The 15670-nt window shown below is 65.2% G+C and carries 18 protein-coding genes; 13 read left to right on the top strand and 5 right to left on the bottom strand.

All coding sequences use genetic code 11. From position 1 onward, the window contains the following. Positions 1-13 precede the first annotated feature (13 nt). The 7 genes from mmsB to EPO50_RS06495 are packed head-to-tail and all read left to right on the top strand — an operon-like array spanning position 14 to position 5200. The gene (mmsB, locus tag EPO50_RS06525) at positions 14-895 is read left to right on the top strand and encodes a 3-hydroxyisobutyrate dehydrogenase (RefSeq protein WP_296342149.1); all 882 of its coding nucleotides are present in this window, start codon (positions 14-16) and stop codon (positions 893-895) included. Beyond that, positions 885-1568, top strand: coding sequence for a glutathione S-transferase N-terminal domain-containing protein (locus EPO50_RS06520; RefSeq protein ID WP_296342146.1), 684 nt, complete (start codon positions 885-887; stop codon positions 1566-1568). Before mmsB ends, EPO50_RS06520 begins: the two co-directional genes overlap by 11 nt. Positions 1569-1587: 19 nt before the next feature. Continuing rightward, on the top strand, positions 1588-2274 hold the full coding sequence (locus tag EPO50_RS06515; RefSeq protein ID WP_296342144.1) for a glutathione S-transferase N-terminal domain-containing protein: 687 nt from the start codon (positions 1588-1590) through the stop codon (positions 2272-2274). Between the two features lie 29 nt (positions 2275-2303). Then, positions 2304-2795, top strand: a complete 492-nt coding sequence (locus EPO50_RS06510; RefSeq protein ID WP_296342142.1) for a MaoC family dehydratase — start codon at positions 2304-2306, stop codon at positions 2793-2795. Between the two features lie 17 nt (positions 2796-2812). Then, positions 2813-3097 (top strand): putative quinol monooxygenase, encoded by a 285-nt coding sequence (locus EPO50_RS06505; RefSeq protein WP_020695661.1) that lies wholly within the window; start codon positions 2813-2815, stop codon positions 3095-3097. 32 nt (positions 3098-3129) lie between these two features. Beyond that, positions 3130-4197, top strand: coding sequence for a magnesium/cobalt transporter CorA (gene corA / locus EPO50_RS06500; RefSeq protein ID WP_296342138.1), 1068 nt, complete (start codon positions 3130-3132; stop codon positions 4195-4197). 4 nt (positions 4198-4201) lie between these two features. Continuing rightward, positions 4202-5200, top strand: coding sequence for a glutathione S-transferase family protein (locus tag EPO50_RS06495; RefSeq protein ID WP_296342136.1), 999 nt, complete (start codon positions 4202-4204; stop codon positions 5198-5200). Between the two features lie 7 nt (positions 5201-5207). Here EPO50_RS06495 and EPO50_RS06490 read toward each other — a convergent pair whose 3' ends face one another. Continuing rightward, on the bottom strand, positions 5208-5954 hold the full coding sequence (locus tag EPO50_RS06490; protein ID WP_296342134.1) for a sulfite exporter TauE/SafE family protein: 747 nt from the start codon (positions 5952-5954) through the stop codon (positions 5208-5210). Positions 5955-5959: 5 nt separating this feature from the next. After that, positions 5960-7174 carry an acyl-CoA dehydrogenase gene (locus EPO50_RS06485; RefSeq protein WP_296342342.1) on the bottom strand — a complete coding sequence of 405 codons (1215 nt, stop codon included), beginning with the start codon at positions 7172-7174 and terminating at the stop codon, positions 5960-5962. Between EPO50_RS06485 and EPO50_RS06480 the strand changes: the two genes are divergently transcribed. Next, positions 7158-7712, top strand: a complete 555-nt coding sequence (locus EPO50_RS06480) for a GNAT family N-acetyltransferase (protein ID WP_296342132.1) — start codon at positions 7158-7160, stop codon at positions 7710-7712. The genes EPO50_RS06485 and EPO50_RS06480 overlap by 17 nt on opposite strands. A gap of 7 nt (positions 7713-7719) precedes the next feature. Here EPO50_RS06480 and EPO50_RS06475 read toward each other — a convergent pair whose 3' ends face one another. The 3 genes from EPO50_RS06475 to EPO50_RS06465 are packed head-to-tail and all read right to left on the bottom strand — an operon-like array spanning position 7720 to position 10333. Further along, positions 7720-8523, bottom strand: coding sequence for an ABC transporter ATP-binding protein (locus tag EPO50_RS06475; RefSeq protein ID WP_296342130.1), 804 nt, complete (start codon positions 8521-8523; stop codon positions 7720-7722). 18 nt (positions 8524-8541) lie between these two features. Beyond that, complete coding sequence (locus EPO50_RS06470) at positions 8542-9537, bottom strand: ABC transporter substrate-binding protein (RefSeq protein ID WP_296342128.1); 996 nt, start codon at positions 9535-9537, stop codon at positions 8542-8544. Between the two features lie 28 nt (positions 9538-9565). Continuing rightward, positions 9566-10333, bottom strand: coding sequence for an ABC transporter permease (locus EPO50_RS06465; protein WP_296342127.1), 768 nt, complete (start codon positions 10331-10333; stop codon positions 9566-9568). Between the two features lie 108 nt (positions 10334-10441). Here EPO50_RS06465 and EPO50_RS06460 point away from each other — a divergent pair, with 108 nt between their 5' ends. From EPO50_RS06460 to EPO50_RS06440, 5 genes are read left to right on the top strand one after another with little or no spacing between them, the layout of a single operon-like run. Beyond that, positions 10442-11260: a sugar phosphate isomerase/epimerase gene (locus EPO50_RS06460; protein ID WP_296342125.1), complete on the top strand. Its 819-nt coding sequence runs from the start codon at positions 10442-10444 to the stop codon at positions 11258-11260. Further along, positions 11257-12702, top strand: a complete 1446-nt coding sequence (locus EPO50_RS06455) for a mandelate racemase (protein WP_296342123.1) — start codon at positions 11257-11259, stop codon at positions 12700-12702. The genes EPO50_RS06460 and EPO50_RS06455 overlap by 4 nt, the downstream gene beginning before the upstream one ends. Further along, positions 12699-13730 (top strand): NAD(P)-dependent oxidoreductase, encoded by a 1032-nt coding sequence (locus EPO50_RS06450; protein WP_296342121.1) that lies wholly within the window; start codon positions 12699-12701, stop codon positions 13728-13730. Before EPO50_RS06455 ends, EPO50_RS06450 begins: the two co-directional genes overlap by 4 nt. After that, positions 13717-14586, top strand: coding sequence for a GNAT family N-acetyltransferase (locus EPO50_RS06445; RefSeq protein ID WP_296342118.1), 870 nt, complete (start codon positions 13717-13719; stop codon positions 14584-14586). The genes EPO50_RS06450 and EPO50_RS06445 overlap by 14 nt, the downstream gene beginning before the upstream one ends. Before the next feature lie 9 nt (positions 14587-14595). Continuing rightward, positions 14596-15669: a dihydrodipicolinate synthase family protein gene (locus EPO50_RS06440; protein ID WP_296342117.1), complete on the top strand. Its 1074-nt coding sequence runs from the start codon at positions 14596-14598 to the stop codon at positions 15667-15669. The last annotated feature ends 1 nt before the right edge of the window (position 15670 follow it).

Genomic DNA, 15670 nt, shown 5'->3' with positions numbered 1-15670 from the left:
GAGGGAGGAAACCATGGCGAAAATCGCCTTCATCGGCCTCGGCAACATGGGCGGCCCGATGGCCGCCAATCTGGCCAAGGCACAGCATCATGTGACGGCGTTCGACCTGTCGGACGCGGCGCTCAACACGGCGGTCGAGAAGGGCGCGCACAAGGCGGCCTCCGCCGCCGAGGCGGTGAAGGGAGCCGAGATCGTCGTCACCATGCTGCCAGCCGGCAAGCATGTGCGCGAGGTCTATGAGAAGGACGTACTGCCCAACGTCGCCAAGGGCACGCTCCTGATCGACTGCTCGACCATCGATGTCGACAGCGCCCGTCATGTCGCCGCGCTCGCCGACAAGGCCGGCATGGAGATGATCGACGCGCCGGTGTCGGGTGGTGTCGGCGGCGCCACTGCCGGGACGCTCACCTTCATGGTCGGCGGCAAGGACGGCGCCTTCGCCAAGGCCAAAGCTGTATTGGAGAAGATGGGCAAGAACATCGTTCATGCCGGCGGCAGCGGAAACGGCCAGGCGGCCAAGATCTGCAACAACATGGTGCTGGGCGTCTCCATGATCGCCGTCAGCGAAGCCTTCATGCTGGCCAAGCGCCTGGGCCTCGATGCGCAAAAGCTGTTCGACGTAGCCTCGACCTCGTCGGGCCAGTGCTGGTCGCTCACCAACTATTGCCCAGTGCCGGGCCCCGTGCCGACGTCGCCCGCCAACCGCGACTACCAGGCGGGCTTCACGGCGGCGATGATGCTGAAGGACCTGGTGCTGGCCCAGCAGGCCGCCAATGCCGCCGGCGCCAGCACGCCGCTCGGTGCCGAAGCCGCTCAGCTCTTCAACCTGTTCGTCAACTCGGGCCACGGCGGCAAGGATTTCTCCGGCATCGTTCAGATGCTGGATGGCAAGTAATCCACGGGCAGGGGGTCGCACCCTCTACGATCTGAAGTCGCTGGACGGGCGTCAGCTCAGCCCGTTCGGCCAACGCGTCCATCTTGCTCTCAGGCACAAGGGCCTCGCTGTCGACCGCATTGAGCTGGTGCGCTTTGTCGACAAGGAGGCAATCGCTTTCGCCAAGTCGCAGACCGTCCCGGTGCTGGTCGATGGCGACAAGGTCGTGGTCGACTCCTGGCGCATCGCCAACCATCTCGAAGAGACCTATCCCGACCGGCCGTCACTGTTCGGCGGCGACGCGGGACGCGCGCTCGCACGCTACTTTAACAACTGGTGTGGCCTTTGGCTCACGCCGGAGATCGCGAGCTTCATCCTGTTCGACATGCTCGACCATATCGATGAGGAAGATCGCGCCTACATCCGCCGCACGCGCGCACCACGCTTCGGGCCGCTAGAGAAATTGAACGAGACGCGCGCGGCGCGATTGCCGGCTTTTCAGAAGGCACTCGATCCCTTGCGTCTCACGGTGAAGCAGAACGGCAACCTGCATGGCGCGACGCCGGGCATGGCGGATTTCATGGTCGCTGCGGCGTTCCATTGGGCGGAGCAGTCGAGCCGATTTGCGCTGCTTCAAACAGACGATCCGCTCTACTCTTGGAGCCAACGCCTCAACGCTCCCAGTCACGCGTAAAGTTCAACGGATAGTGTAGATGATCACGCTTTATGACCTCGTCTTTCAGAATGACCGCCGCCCCAGCCCGTTCTGCTGGCGCGCCAAGTTCGCTTTGGCCCACAAGGGGCTGGCGTGGAAAGACGAGCCGACGGGCTTCACCGAAAAGCACAAGATCGCCTTCGCCGATGCCCAGCTTCTGCCGGTGATCAAGGATGGCGAAGTGGCGGTGAAGGATAGCTGGGCGATCGCCTGCCATCTCGACAAGGCCTATCCAGACAAGCCGCTGTTCGCCAACGAGCAGGAGCGGCTGGCGGGGCAGTTCACCAACGGCTGGACGGACGTGACGATCAACGCCCAGGTGTTCCCGCTGGTGGTCGCCGATCTGGTGGATCGCGTGCGCCCGGAGGACAAGGCCTACATCATCGAGTCGCGCGGCAAGCGCTTAGGGACTGCGGACTTCGCGGGCTTCCAGGCGCGAGCGCGGGAGAAGGGGGTCTCGACCCTGAGGACTGCGCTGGAGCCGGCGCGTCGCGTGTTGCGCGAGCAGAAGTTCCTGGGCGGCGCGACCTCCAACTATGCCGACTACGCCCTGTTCGGCACCTTCATGTGGGCCTATGCGACCAGCCCGCTGGTGCTGCTGGAGAACGACGATCCCGTACATAGCTGGCGCGAACGCATGTTCGACCAGTTCGACGGGATGGGCCGCAAGGCCAAGGCCGCCTGACGGAAGCTAAGGTAAAGAGGAGACATCCGATGGCGGACGCCAATACCAAACCCTTCGATCCGGCCGAGCATCGCTTCGGGCCGGCGCACTGGTTCGAGGATCTGAAGGTCGGGCAGAAGTTCTACATCAACTCGCGCACCCAGACGGAGGCGCTGTTCTCGGCCTTCCAGCTGGCCAGCGGCGACAACCATCCGATCCATTACGACCGCGAATACTGCAAGGCGCTGGGCCATCGGGACATGCTGGCACACGGTCTGCAGGTCGCGATCCAGGGCGCGGCGGGCGGAGGCATCTTCCCCCATATCGTGGGCGAGTCGCTGATCGGCTTCCTGGAGCAGTCGTCGCGCTTCCTGAAGCCGGTCTATGTCGGCGACACGCTCTATCCCATGCTGGAGATCACCGAGCTCAAGCCCGGTCGCACCACCGGCGTGGCCATCCTGAAGCTCACCATCCATAACCAGTCGGGCGAGCTGGTGTGCGACGGCGAGCACAAGTACCTTGTCAAAAAGCGGCCGCAGTAGCCGACGGAGGAGAGACTATGATTGGCGTTATCGCGAAGCTCACCATCAAGCCCGGTACCAATGCCGACTTCGAGGCGACGATGAAGGCCCTGCAGGCCAAGGTGCAGGCCGACGAGCCGGGCAACAAGCTCTACGCCCTGCACAAGACGGCCGACGTTAATGTCTATGTCATGCTGGAACGCTACGAAAACCAGGCAGCGCTCGAAGCCCATCGGGCAGCGCCGCACTTCAAGGAACTCGGCCGCAAGCTCGGTGACTACCTTGCCGGCCGTCCCGACGTGCAGGTGATGGAAGAAGTCTGAGACCCTGAACTCGGGGAAAGCCTGGGGGACGCATGGACGGCATCATCCACCGGCACACCAAGCCGGGCACCGCTCCTGGAACGCTAGCCGGCCGTGCGCCGGTCCCCGACGAGGCACTCGACTTCACTTTGGTCGAGTACACCCCGGATGATGTCCAGGTCGTGCATGGGGTGGAGGTCGACGAATGTCGCTTCCATCTCGGCACGCCCGGCCATACCTGGATCGACGTTGCCGGCCGACCGAGTTCCGAGATGCTGCGCAACCTCGGCATGGCCTTCAACCTGCATCCGCTGGCCATGGAAGACGTCTTCCACGCCAACCAGCGCAGCAAGCTCGATCTCTACGAGGGGCAGGGCTTCATCGTCCTCAACGACCCGAGCTACGAGGACGGCGCGCTGACCTCTCGGCAGGTCAGCATCTTCTTCGGCGACAACTATGTGATCTCCTTCCACGATCACAAGGTCGACATGTTCAAGCCGGTGCGTGACCGCATCCAGACGGCGGGCTCGCGGCTGCGGACCTTCGGCATCGACTATCTCGTCTATGCGCTGATCGATCTCGTGGTCGACCGCAAGTTCCCGTTGATCGAGGCGGTGTCGAACCATCTCGAACAGCTCGAGGACGAGGCGCTGGAACGTCCGACGCAGGACACGCTCTATCACATCCATCAGGCACGACGCGCGCTGGTCGCCTTCCATCGCATCCAGTGGGCGGAGCGCGAGACGGTGCTCGCGGTGATGCGCCCCGACGTGCCGTTCATCATGCCGGAGACGCGCACCTACCTGCGCGACTGTTTCGACCATGCGGTGGCCGTGCTCGAACTGGTCGAGAGCTATCGCGAAATGACGAACAGCCTGATGGAAGTCTATCTGATGGACTCCTCGAACCGCATGTCCGAGGTGATGAAGACGATGGCGATCATCACCGTCTTCTTCATGCCCCTGAGTTTTCTCGCCGGCATCTACGGCATGAACTTCGAGCGCGACGTCGGCAACATGCCGGAGCTGGGCTGGAAATACGGCTACTATTTCTTCTGGTTCATGGTCGTCATGGTCGTGGGCGGCATCTTCTTCTGGTTGAAACGCAAGCGGTGGATCTGAAGCGATGACGAACGCCTATCGTATTTTCGGCTCCGAGCTGTCGCCATACTCGGTGAAGGTGCGCTCCTTCTTCCGTTTCAAGGGCATCGAGCACACCTGGATTCCGCGCTCGCCGGCCGTACAGGCCGAGTTCCAGAAATACGCCAAGCTGCCGCTGGTTCCGCTGGTTGTGACGCCCGAAGACGAAGGCCTCCAGGATTCCACACCGATCCTGGAGCGCATCGAGGCCAAGCACGGCGACCCCTCGGTGATACCGGACGATCCCGCGCTCGCCTTCGTCTCGGCGCTGCTGGAGGAGTATGGCGACGAGTGGGGCAACAAATGGATGTTCCACTATCGCTGGCGCTACCAGCCGGATGCCTGGTCGACCGCGGAACGCATTGCGCAGCAGATGATAGGGGCGGAGGGTACGCTGGCCGTTGCGCAGGCGCGGGCCGCCGTCGCCGAGCGCATGCTGGGCCGCCGGGGCTTCGTCGGCTCGAACGACAAGACCCAGCCGTTGATCGAAGCCTCGTTCAAGAAGGCGGCGGCGCTGCTCGACGCTCATCTCGCGACACGACCCTATGTTCTGGGCGGCCGGCCGGCGATGGCGGACTTCGGTCTGTGGGGTCAGCTCTACGAGGCCGCGACCGATCCGACGCCGGGCGCGCTCCTGCGGGCGTCGGCGCCGCATGTGATGGCCTGGGTGAAGCGCATGCTGTCGCCCAAGGTCGAGGGTTCCTTCGAGACGTTGGCGGCGCTTTCGCCGACCCTGATGCCGCTACTCAAGGAGGAAGTGGCGGATCTCTTCCTGCCGTGGTCGCAGGCGAACGCCCAGGCGATCGAACGCGGCGACAAGAGCTTCACGACGACGCTCGGTGGCTCGGAGTGGACGCAGGAGCCGCAGAAGTACCATGCGCGGTCACTCGCGGAGATCCGACGCAAGTATGCTGCTGCCAAAGGCGCTGCAGGACTGGAGCCGATACTTGCCGAGAGCGGCTGCCTGAAAGGCCTGGCGGGCTAACGCCCCGTCATCGCAGCGACGATACGATCAGCGTTGCTCCCGAGAAGGCCAGCAGCGCAAGCAGGATCCGGCGGAACTGCGTATCGTCGATGCGGCCGTAGAGGGCGAGGCCGATCCGCGCCCCGATCAAGGTCGTGGGCACGCAGATCGCCGCCCAGATGAAGAAGGTCCGATCGAGAAAGCCCGCGATGCCGGCGGAGATCAACGCGAGGAAGAGCACGCTCATGTTGAAGGGCTGGTTGACGCCGCGCTGCTCGTTCTTGCCGTAGCCGCGAAGCTGCGCCCAGATCGTGGGGGCGGGGCCGCTCAGGCTCGCCATGCCTCCCAGCACGCCGCCGACCAGACCTACCGCGGCGTCAGCGACGCGGCCGCCACCGGTGACGATGGGCGGGCGGCGCACGAAGGCCATCCAGGCGCTGTAGACGATCAGCAGGATGCCGACGCCAACCTTCAGCGGCTGCGGCCGGACATCTTCGAGGAGCATGGTGCCGATCGGCACGCCGATCGCTCCGGCGAGGAGAAAAGGCCAGAGCCGCGGCCAGCGGATCCCGCTCCAGATGCGCGGCAGCGATTGTATGTGGCCGGCGACGCTGCAGAGGGCGGTCAGGGGGGCGGCAGTCAGCGGCGACATGGCCTGCAGCCAGAAGCCCAGCGCCACCAGCGCATAGCCGGTGCCGCTCAATCCGTTGACGAAACCCGCAGCCAGTGCCCCGGCGACGACGATTGCGATGTCGCCGGGGGGAGGGAGATCCACGCCGGTTACGCTCCGGCGCTGAACGCCTGGATGCCGGTCATGGCGCGGCCGAGGATCAGTGCATGCACGTCGTGCGTACCCTCGTAGGTGTTCACCGCCTCGAGGTTCATGACGTGGCGGATCACGTGATACTCGTCCGACACGCCGTTGCCGCCGTGCATGTCGCGGGCGACGCGGGCGATATCCAGCGCCTTGCCGCAGTTGTTGCGCTTGATCAGGGAGATCATCTCCGGCTGGGCGTGGCCCTGGTCCTTCAGGCGGCCGACGCGCAGACAGGCCTGCAGGCCGATGGCGATCTCGGTCTGCATGTCGGCGAGCTTCTTCTGGATGAGCTGGTTGGCGGCCAGCGGCCGGCCGAACTGCTTGCGGTCGAGCGTGTAGTTGCGCGCCTGCTTCCAGCAGAACTCCGCAGCGCCCATGGCGCCCCAGGCAATGCCGTAGCGGGCGTTGTTGAGGCAGCCGAACGGACCGCCGAGGCCCGAGACGTTGGGCATCAGGTTCTCGACCGGCACGAAGACCTCGTCGAGCATGATGGCGCCGGTCGTCGAGGCGCGCAGGCTGAACTTGCCTTCGATCTTGGGCGTCTCGATGCCCTTCCAGCTACGCTCCAGAATGAAGCCGCGGATCGCGCCGCCGTCGAGCTTGGCCCAGATCACCAGCACGTCGGCGATTGGCGAATTGGTGATCCACATCTTGGAGCCGGAGAGCTTGAAGCCGCCCGGCACCGTCACGGCGCGGGTCTTCATGCCACCGGGGTCGGAGCCGTGATCGGGCTCGGTGAGGCCGAAGCAACCGACCCACTCGCCGGTCGCGAGCTTGGGCAGGTACTTCATGCGCTGCTCTTCGCTGCCGTAGGCGTAGATCGGATGCATGACCAGCGAGGACTGCACGCTCATCGCCGAGCGGTAGCCGGAGTCGACACGCTCGACCTCGCGCGCCACCAGGCCGTAGGTCGTGTAGTTGGCGCCGGCGCAGCCGTACTTCTCGGGGATCGTCGAGCCGAGCAGGCCGAGGGCGCCGAACTCGTTCATGATCTCGCGGTCGAACTTCTCGTTGCGATTGGCCAGCAGCACGCGCGGCATCAGCTTGTCCTGGCAGTAGTCGCGCGCGGCATCGCGGATCGCGACTTCCTCCTCGGTGAGCTGGTCGTCGAGGAAGAAGGGATCTTCCCAGTCGAACGGCTTGGCGTCGGCGGAAATGCCCTTGGCGGCACTCTTCATCGGGGTCGCGGCGGTGGCCATATCTTCTCCTGGCTATTTCCGCGGCGTCTTAACAGGCGAGGCGGGCCACGCCAACCGTTGCGGCGAAGGGTCCTGGCAGTACAAATACGCAATGATCGTTCGCGATGTTCAACCAGCCGACCTGTCGGCGGTAGCCGTTTTGCTGGGCCAGCTCGGCTACGAACTCGACGAGCAGGAGGTCCGTGGGCGCCTCGATCGCGTCCGGAAAGCATCGGATCACAGCGTCAGAGTAGCCGTTGTCGATGGAAAGATTGTCGGGCTGCTGCATGTTTTCGAGCGGCCTGCCCTGGAGAAGCCTTGCGAGGCGGTTGTCCAGTCACTCGTGGTGGACGCCGGCCTGCGCGGTAACGGGGTGGGTGCGGCCCTGATGCAAGAAGCCGAGGCTTGGGCGCGCGATCGGGGCCTGGCGTCGGTGGTCCTGTATACCCGTACTGACCGGGACGCCGCCCGGGCCTTCTACGAGCGTATTGGCTACGGGCTCTCTGCCACGTCGCACTTCATGAGACGCGACCTGTAGGCGGATCTCAGGCGGTTCCGGCTGCACCTTCGGTGCGGCCTGTCAGGGCTCGGAAAATCTCCAGGGTGAGTTTGCCGAAGGCCTCGGAGGCCCGGAGTTCGACCGTGCGCGGGCGGGGCAGGTCGATGCGCAGGTCCGCGGCAATGCGGCCGGGCCGGGCCGACATGACGAGGACACGGTCGGACAGGAACACGGCCTCGGGGATCGAATGGGTGACGAACAGGACCGTCTTGCGGGCCTCCTGGGCCAGGTCCTTCTCACCCCAGATGCGCAGCAGCTCGAGCGCCATGTCGTCCCGTGTCATGGCGTCCAGGGCGCCGAACGGCTCGTCCATCAAGAGGAGCGGGGGATCGAGCAGCAGGGCGCGGCAGAGCGCGGCACGCTGCTGCATGCCGCCCGACAATTCGCGCGGCAGCTTGGGGCCGAAGCCGCCGAGACCGGCCATCTCGAGAAGCTGCTCGGCCCGAGGTCGCAGCGCCTTGGCATCCTTGCCGGCAAGCTCGGCCGGCAGCAGCACGTTCTCCAGGATCGACCGCCATTTCAGCAGGATCGGCGCCTGGAAGACCATGCCGATGTCGGGGATCGGCTGCGTTACCGCCCGGCCGGAGACCGCGACCGTGCCCGATGTGGCGGGTCGCAGCCCGGCCACGATCCTGAGCAGAGTCGACTTTCCGCAGCCGCTCGGGCCGACCAGCGAGACGAACTCGCCGGCGCCGATGGCAGAAGTGATGCCGGCGAGGGCCTCGACAGGGCCGCTCGCCGCCTCATACGTCATGCCGACCTGGTCGAGGTCGATCAGTACCTTGGTCACGCTACGCGAACGCCTGGATCAGTTGCTGGTGCTGGGCATCGCGACTTTGGTGAAGAAGTCGGTCGAATAGGTGTCCTTGCACTCGACCTTCTTCGGCAAGCCCATGTAGGTGTTCACGAGATCGACCGAGTCGCACATCTTCTTCGAGTCGATCCAGCCGATGCCGTTCTTGGCGTAGCGTTCGGTCTTCATCAGGCCGAGCCCGATCAGCATGTTGGGCGTCATCACCTCGACATCGACTTCGGGGACGCGCTTCTTGAAGATCTCCATGGCCGCTTTCGGATCGGCCATCACATCGCGCCAGCCCATGTAGGAGGCTTCGAGGAAGGCCTTCAGCACGGCCGGGCGATCCTTCATCGTCTTGGCGCTGGCAATGATCGACATCGAGTACATGTCGAAGCCGAAATCGGCCCACGGCATCATCACCACGTTGCCCTTGCCGGCGGCCTTCTCATAGAGCGGCAGGCCGGTCGAATAATCGCCGACGCCGTCCATGCGCTTCTCGGCGACGGCGGCGATCTTGGCCGCCGGCTCGATGTTCACCCATGAGACCTTGCTGACGTCGATGCCGTTCACCTTGGCGAAAGCCGGGAACATCTGACGCTGGCTGTCGCCCGGAGGGGCGCCCAGGGTCTTGCCCTCGAGATCCTTGGGCTTGGTGAGCGGCTTGTCCTTCAGGCTGAAGATGTTGAGCGGCGTCTTGTCGAACACCATGCCCACGGTCTTGATCGTAGTGCCGCGGCCGATCGAGGCGATCACCACGGCAGCATCGGCCAGACCGGCATCGGCGCGGCCGGTATCGACCTTGGCGATCGAATCGCCGGAGCCCTTGGAGTTCTCCAAGGTCACGTCGAGGCCCTTGGCCTTGTAGTAGCCCTTGTCGAGAGCGACCCAGTAGGCCGCGTGGTCGCCGACGGCGAACCAGTTCAGCGCGAACGTGAATTTCTCCTGCGCCGAGGCAGTGCCCGTGCCCGCGATCAGCGCGGCCAGGGCCAACGACAATGTCCTCTTCATGATTTTCTCCCTTTACCCTTCCCCGTAATCAGTCGACGCCCTCGGCCCACGGCGCCCAAAGCTGCGCCAGCAGGACGACGGCGCCATAGAGCAGCAGTCCGACGATCGATATCCAGATCAGCGCGGCGAAGGCCACAGCCGTATTCATACTGCTCTGCGTTGTGGTGATGACGTAGCCCAGGCCCTTCTGCGAGGCGACGAACTCGCCGACGATGGCGCCGACGACGGCGGCGGTCGCCGTGATCTTGAGCGCGCTCAGGATGTAGGGCAGGGCGTTGGGGATACGGATCTTGGCGAAGATCTTCCATTTCGGCGCGTTGAAGACGCGGCCGAGGTCGAGCATGTCGGCTTCGACCTGGCTCAAGCCGACAGCGGTGTTGATGACCACCGGGAAGAAGCCGATGAGTGCCCCCATCAGCATGTTGGGAAAGATGCCGTAGCCCATCCAGATCAGGAACAGGGGCGCGATCGCCACCTTGGGCAGCGTGTTCACGAACACCAGGAAGGGCACCAGTGCATTGGCAATCAGCGGTGACCAGGCAATTGCCACGCCAAGTGCCACGCCAACGACGGCCGCCAGCAGAAAGGCGCCGATGATCTCGATCGTCGTCGTCCACAGATGCTGGGACCAGCCGATCTCACTGTGCCACAGCGCATTCCAGACGGAGAGCGGCGAGGGCAGGAGGTATTCGCGGATGCCGCCCAGGCTCACGGCGAGTTGCCAGCAGGCTAAAAGGAAGGCGAACAGGGCGATCGTTGGCCAGTATTGTCGGCTGAGGCTCGAAAATTTCGTCATGCGCTGGCAGCGATGAATCGCTTCACCGGTTTTGTCTCGCTGTTAGTATGTGCGCACATGATGTGAGACTGGCGAACGCGGATTTGCCCGTCAAGGCGAGGATCGTCCGTGAAGCTCTCTCTGTGCAATGAAGTGATCCGCGAACTCTCTTTCGAGCGTCAATGTGTGTTGGCGGCGAGCCTCGGCTACCGCGGCCTCGAAGTCGCGCCCTTCACCTTGGGCGACGATGCCTGGCAGATGCCGGCGGCGAAGCGCAGCGAGATCCGGCGCGCTTGCAGCGATGCCGGGATCGAGGTGAGTGGACTGCACTGGCTGCTGGCGGCGCCGACAGGCCTGTCGATCACCACCGCCGACAAGGTGGTCTGGCAACGAAGCGTCGATGTCCTGTGCCATTTGGTCGACCTCTGCGCGGAATTGGGCGGCGCCTACCTTGTCCATGGTTCGCCAGCGCAGCGCCGGGTGACGGACACCGACGATGGCAAGCGCGCCGAGGAGGCCTGGGCCAAGGCTGCCGAGGCGTCGCAAAAAGCAGGCGTGGTCTATTGCCTGGAGCCGCTCGCCCGGCCGGACTGCAACTTCGTCAATACGCTGGCCGAAGGGGCGGCTGTGGCGCGCCGCATCGCCAACCCTGCTTTCAGGATCATGGTCGACACACTCGCCAGCAGCCTGGAAGAGAAGGAGCCGGTGGCCGACGCCATCCGGCGCTGGATGCCGACGGGCCTGATGGCGCACGTGCAGTTCAACGACCGCAACAAGCGGGGGCCGGGGCAGGGCGACGATAGGTTCGCTTCCGTCGTCGGCGCGTTGCGCGAGACCGGCTATACCGGCTGGGTCGCCATGGAACCCTTTATCTACGAGCCCGACGGGCCGACCTGCGCGGCGCGCATGATCGGCTATGTGCAGGGGCTGCTGGAGCAAGACGTATGAAAGTGAAACTGGAGGCGGTCGATCGGTTCGAGCGCGATCATCGCCTGCGTCTGCCGTTCCGCTTCGGCGTGATCACGGTCACCCAGGGCATCCAGGCGATCATCCGCGTGCGCATCGCGCTGGAGGACGGCCGGACCGGCGAGGGCGTCGCGGCGGAAGCGCTGGGCGCCAAGTGGTTCGAGAAGAGCCCCGAGTTCTCCGATGCCCAGAACCTCGACCAGCTTCGCCAGGCGTTGCAGCTCGCCATCGAGCACTACACGGCGCAGGGCTTCGCCACGCCGTTCGGTCTCTATGCCGGCGCCTACCGCCAGCAGATCGCCCGCGGCGCCGAGCTGGGATTGAACCCGCTGGTCGCTTCCTATGGTCCGGCGCTGCTGGATCGGGCGATCATCGACGCCTTGGGCAAGATCACCGGCCAGTCCTTTGCCCAGATGATCGCGGCGAACGTGCCGGGCATCGAGGCGACCGACCTCACGCCCGATATCGACGCCACGCATCTGGCCGCTTTCCTGGCAGGCCTGAAGCCGAGCACGTCCATCGATCTTCGCCATACCGTGGGCCTCGTCGATCCGCTGACGACGGCCGAGCGGCCGGCGTCGGAGCGGGTGAACGACGGCCTGCCGGAAACGCTGGAAGAGGTCGTGTCGTACTATGGCGGCCGCTACTACAAGCTGAAGGTCGGCGGCGATGTCCGTGCCGATCTCGACCGGCTGACCCGCATCGCCGCCGTCCTCGATGCCGGCGCCGGCGACTATCGCGTCACCTTCGACGGCAACGAGCAGTACGACGACGTCGACGGCATCGTCGAGCTCTGGCGCAAGGTCGAGGAGACGCCGGCGCTGGCGAAGATGGTGAAGGCGACGCTGTTCATCGAGCAGCCGATCAAGCGTCAGGCGGCGTTGAGCCGCCCGGTCACGGCACTGGCAAAGTACCGCCCGGTGATCATCGACGAATCCGACGGTGAACTCTCGACGTTCCCGCAGGCGCTCAAGCTCGGCTATGCCGGCGTTTCCAGCAAGAACTGCAAGGGCTTCTACAAGTCGATCCTGAACGGCGCCCGCGTGGCCAAGCTCGGGCCGGGCTACTTCATGTCGGCCGAGGACCTGACGACGCAACCCGGCGTCAGCGTCCAGCAGGACCTGGCCCTGGTCTCGCTGCTCGGCCTCACGCATGTCGAGCGCAACGCCCATCACTTCATCGACGGCATGTCGTCGGCCTCCGAGGCGGAGCAGACGGCCTTCGTGAAGGCCCATCCCGATCTCTACGAGCGGCAGCCCGGCCGGCCGGCGCGACTGCGTGCCAAGGGAGGCAAACTGGCGCTGGGTTCGCTGGGATGTCCGGGCTTCGCGGTCGGCGTCGATCTCGACTTTGCAGCGTTGCGGGCGATGCCGGCGGCGCCTAAGGACCGGCTGCAGCCCGCCCATCCCGGAGGCAAGACATGAGCGCCAATCTTCCCGCCGGCTTCGCAAGCGTCGAGGCGGTCGAGGATTTCATGACCGCGCCGTCGGCCGAACTCGTGGCCGACCTGGCCGCGACGCCGGGCGACATCATGGTTCTGGGCGTCGGTGGCAAGATGGGTCCGACCCTTGCCCGCATGGCCAAGCGCGCCGCGCCAACCAAGCGCGTGATGGGCGTCGCGCGTTTCAGCGAGCCCGGCGTGCGCGAGGCGCTGGAGAAGGCGGGTGTCGAGCCGATCGCCGCCGACCTGCTGGATCGTGCTGCACTGGAGCAACTGCCGAAGGCTACCAACGTCGTCTTCATGGCCGGCCGTAAGTTCGGCGCAACGGGCAATGTGCCGCTCACCTGGGCAATGAACGTCCAGGTGCCAGCCATGGTGGCGGAGGTCTTCAGGGAGTCGCGCATCGTCGTCTTCTCGACGGGCTGCGTTTATCCCTTCGTGCCCGTCGAAAGCGGCGGGGCGACCGAGGACGTGGCGCCCGTGCCGCCGTCGGGCGACTACGCCAACTCCTGCGTCGGCCGCGAGCGCATGTTCGAGTACTTCTCCGCGCAACATGGCACGCCGGGCCGGCTGTTCCGGCTGAACTACGCCATCGACATGCGCTACGGCGTGCTGCACGACGTCGGCCGCAAAGTGCGCGATGGCGAACCGATCGATCTCTCGATGGGCCATGTCAATGTGATCTGGCAGGGCGATGCCAACACCGTGGCGCTGCGCTGCCTCGCGCGCGCCACCACGCCGACCACGCCGATCAACGTGACCGGCCTCGAAACCATCGAGATCCGCTGGCTTGCCGCGGAGTTCGGCAAGCTTTTAGGCAAGATCCCGACGCTCACCGGCAAGGAAGCGCCGACCGGCTGGCTGAACGATGCCAGCCGCATGGCCAAGGAGTTCGGGCCGCCTAGCGTACCGCTGTCGAAGATGATCGAGTGGACGGCGGACTGGCTGGAACGCGACATGGTCACCTTGAACAAGCCGACGCATTACGAGGTGCGCGATGGCAAATACTGACGCGCTCGACGTCAGGCCGATCGCGCCGGAGCAAAGCGACGCGGTATGGCCGCTGTCGATCGAAGCCGGCTGGAACCAGAACATCGCCGACTGGCGCTTCATGTTGGGTGCCGGTCGCGGTTTCGGCTGTACCGGCGCCGACGGCACATGGCAGGCGAGTTCGCTGGTCCTGCCGCTGGGACAGAAACTCGCCTGGATCAGCATGGTGCTGGTCACGCAGGCGCGGCGCCGGGGTGGAGTCGGGACGGAGCTGTTGAAACGCTGCATCGAGGAGGTCCGCTCGGCCGGTGCCGTCGCCGGTCTCGATGCGACTGATCAGGGCCGGCCGATTTATCTCGGCCTCGGCTTCCGCGATCTCTATCGCATCGCCCGCTGGCATTTCGACCGTGCGGCGGGCGGGGCGGTGGCGCCTCCCCAGGGCGTCACGGTTCGGCCGATTGCCCACGCAGACCTGCCACGCCTCGCGACTTACGACCGACCGCTCACCGGCATGGAGCGGCCATCCATCCTGGTGCATCTCGCGCTGCGCCAGCCGGCGCGGGCGTGGATCGCCGAGGATGCGGCCAGCAAGATCGTGGGCTTCGTGCTGGGACGCGAAGGCAGGACGGCCACATCGTTGGGCCCTGTCGTGGCCGACAGCGAAGCCGTCGCGCTGGCGTTGATATCGAAGGCCGCAGCGGCGGCGCCTGGTCCTTTCATCATCGACGTACCGGACGCGCATCGCGCAGTGCGGGAATGGCTCGAGGCGCAGGGCGCAACGTCGCCGCGAGGCTATATGCGAATGACCTTGGGCGAGGCGAAGGGGCTCGACGATCCCGGCCATGTCTTTGCTCTCGCCGGTCCGGAACTGGGTTAGGATACGATCATGACGACCGACAAGGCTCTCCACTGGCGCGACCTGCCGGCGCCTGTCCTGTCTCTCCTGCGGCAAGGCACGGTGATCCCGGCGCACCCGCTGGCGCTCGACACCGACCGCAAGTTCGACCAGCGCTCGCAACGTGCCATCAGCCGCTACTACCTCGATGCCGGTTCCGGCGGTCTGGCGGTCGGCGTGCATTCGACCCAGTTCGCGATTCGCGAGGTCGGGCTCTACAAGCCGGTGCTGGAACTCGCCATCGAGACGGCGCGCGACTGGACCGACCGGCCCTTGGTGATGATCGCAGGCGCTGTCGGCAAGACCGCGCAGGCGGTCGAGGAGGCACGGACCGCTCGCTCGCTCGGCTATCACGCCGTTCTTCTGTCGCTCGCCGCCTTGAAGGGTGCGAGCGAGGACGAGCTGATCGAGCATTGCACGGCCGTGGCCAGGGAAATGCCGCTGATCGGCTTCTACCTGCAGACGGCGGTGGGTGGCATTCCGCTATCGCGCGCCTTCTGGGCTCGCTTTGCCGCGATCGACAATGTCGTGGCGATTAAGGTCGCGCCCTTCAATCGCTACCGCACCCTCGATGTCTGCTTCGGCATTGCAACGGCGCAGGCCGAGGATCGGATCACGCTCTACACCGGCAATGACGATCACATCGTCGCTGATCTCGTGACACCGATGGTCGTACGCACTGGCAATCGCGAGGTCACTCTGCGTTTCCAGGGCGGCTTGCTGGGGCACTGGAGTGTCTGGACACGCGGGGCAGTGAAGATGCTGGAGCGGCTGAAGCTGTCGGTTTCGGCCGGCGCCATTCCTCCCGAAGTGCTGGCGCTCGATTCCTTCGTGACCGACTGCAACAGCGTCGTCTTCGATGTCGATCACGACTTCGCCGGCTGCATTCCGGGCTGCCACGAAATCCTGCGGCGGCAGGGGTTGCTGACGTCGATCGAATGCCTCGATCCGCACGAGAAGCTGAGCGAAGGGCAAAGCGCCGGCATCGACCGGCTCTATGCGACCTATCCCGAATTGCATGACGATGCCTTCGTCGCGGCCAATATCGAGCGCTGGCGGAACTGAC

It is taken from the genome of Reyranella sp. (assembly GCF_004297405.1).
In the GTDB taxonomy this organism is placed as follows: Bacteria; Pseudomonadota; Alphaproteobacteria; order Reyranellales; family Reyranellaceae; genus Reyranella.
This window is presented reverse-complemented; position numbering and strand designations above follow the sequence as displayed.

Excerpts from the sequence above, each read along its gene's own strand:
- EPO50_RS06455 (WP_296342123.1), top strand. The coding sequence starts at position 11,257 with ATGAAAGTGAAACTGGAGGCGGTCGATCGGTTCGAGCGCGATCATCGC.
- mmsB (WP_296342149.1), top strand. The coding sequence starts at position 14 with ATGGCGAAAATCGCCTTCATCGGCCTCGGCAACATGGGCGGCCCGATG.
- EPO50_RS06510 (WP_296342142.1), top strand. The coding sequence starts at position 2,304 with ATGGCGGACGCCAATACCAAACCCTTCGATCCGGCCGAGCATCGCTTC.
- EPO50_RS06520 (WP_296342146.1), top strand. The coding sequence starts at position 885 with ATGGCAAGTAATCCACGGGCAGGGGGTCGCACCCTCTACGATCTGAAG.
- corA (WP_296342138.1), top strand. The coding sequence starts at position 3,130 with ATGGACGGCATCATCCACCGGCACACCAAGCCGGGCACCGCTCCTGGA.
- EPO50_RS06465 (WP_296342127.1), bottom strand. The coding sequence starts at position 10,333 with ATGACGAAATTTTCGAGCCTCAGCCGACAATACTGGCCAACGATCGCC.
- EPO50_RS06515 (WP_296342144.1), top strand. The coding sequence starts at position 1,588 with ATGATCACGCTTTATGACCTCGTCTTTCAGAATGACCGCCGCCCCAGC.
- EPO50_RS06470 (WP_296342128.1), bottom strand. The coding sequence starts at position 9,537 with ATGAAGAGGACATTGTCGTTGGCCCTGGCCGCGCTGATCGCGGGCACG.
- EPO50_RS06485 (WP_296342342.1), bottom strand. The coding sequence starts at position 7,174 with ATGAAGAGTGCCGCCAAGGGCATTTCCGCCGACGCCAAGCCGTTCGAC.
- EPO50_RS06505 (WP_020695661.1), top strand. The coding sequence starts at position 2,813 with ATGATTGGCGTTATCGCGAAGCTCACCATCAAGCCCGGTACCAATGCC.
- EPO50_RS06450 (WP_296342121.1), top strand. The coding sequence starts at position 12,699 with ATGAGCGCCAATCTTCCCGCCGGCTTCGCAAGCGTCGAGGCGGTCGAG.
- EPO50_RS06495 (WP_296342136.1), top strand. The coding sequence starts at position 4,202 with ATGACGAACGCCTATCGTATTTTCGGCTCCGAGCTGTCGCCATACTCG.
- EPO50_RS06445 (WP_296342118.1), top strand. The coding sequence starts at position 13,717 with ATGGCAAATACTGACGCGCTCGACGTCAGGCCGATCGCGCCGGAGCAA.
- EPO50_RS06440 (WP_296342117.1), top strand. The coding sequence starts at position 14,596 with ATGACGACCGACAAGGCTCTCCACTGGCGCGACCTGCCGGCGCCTGTC.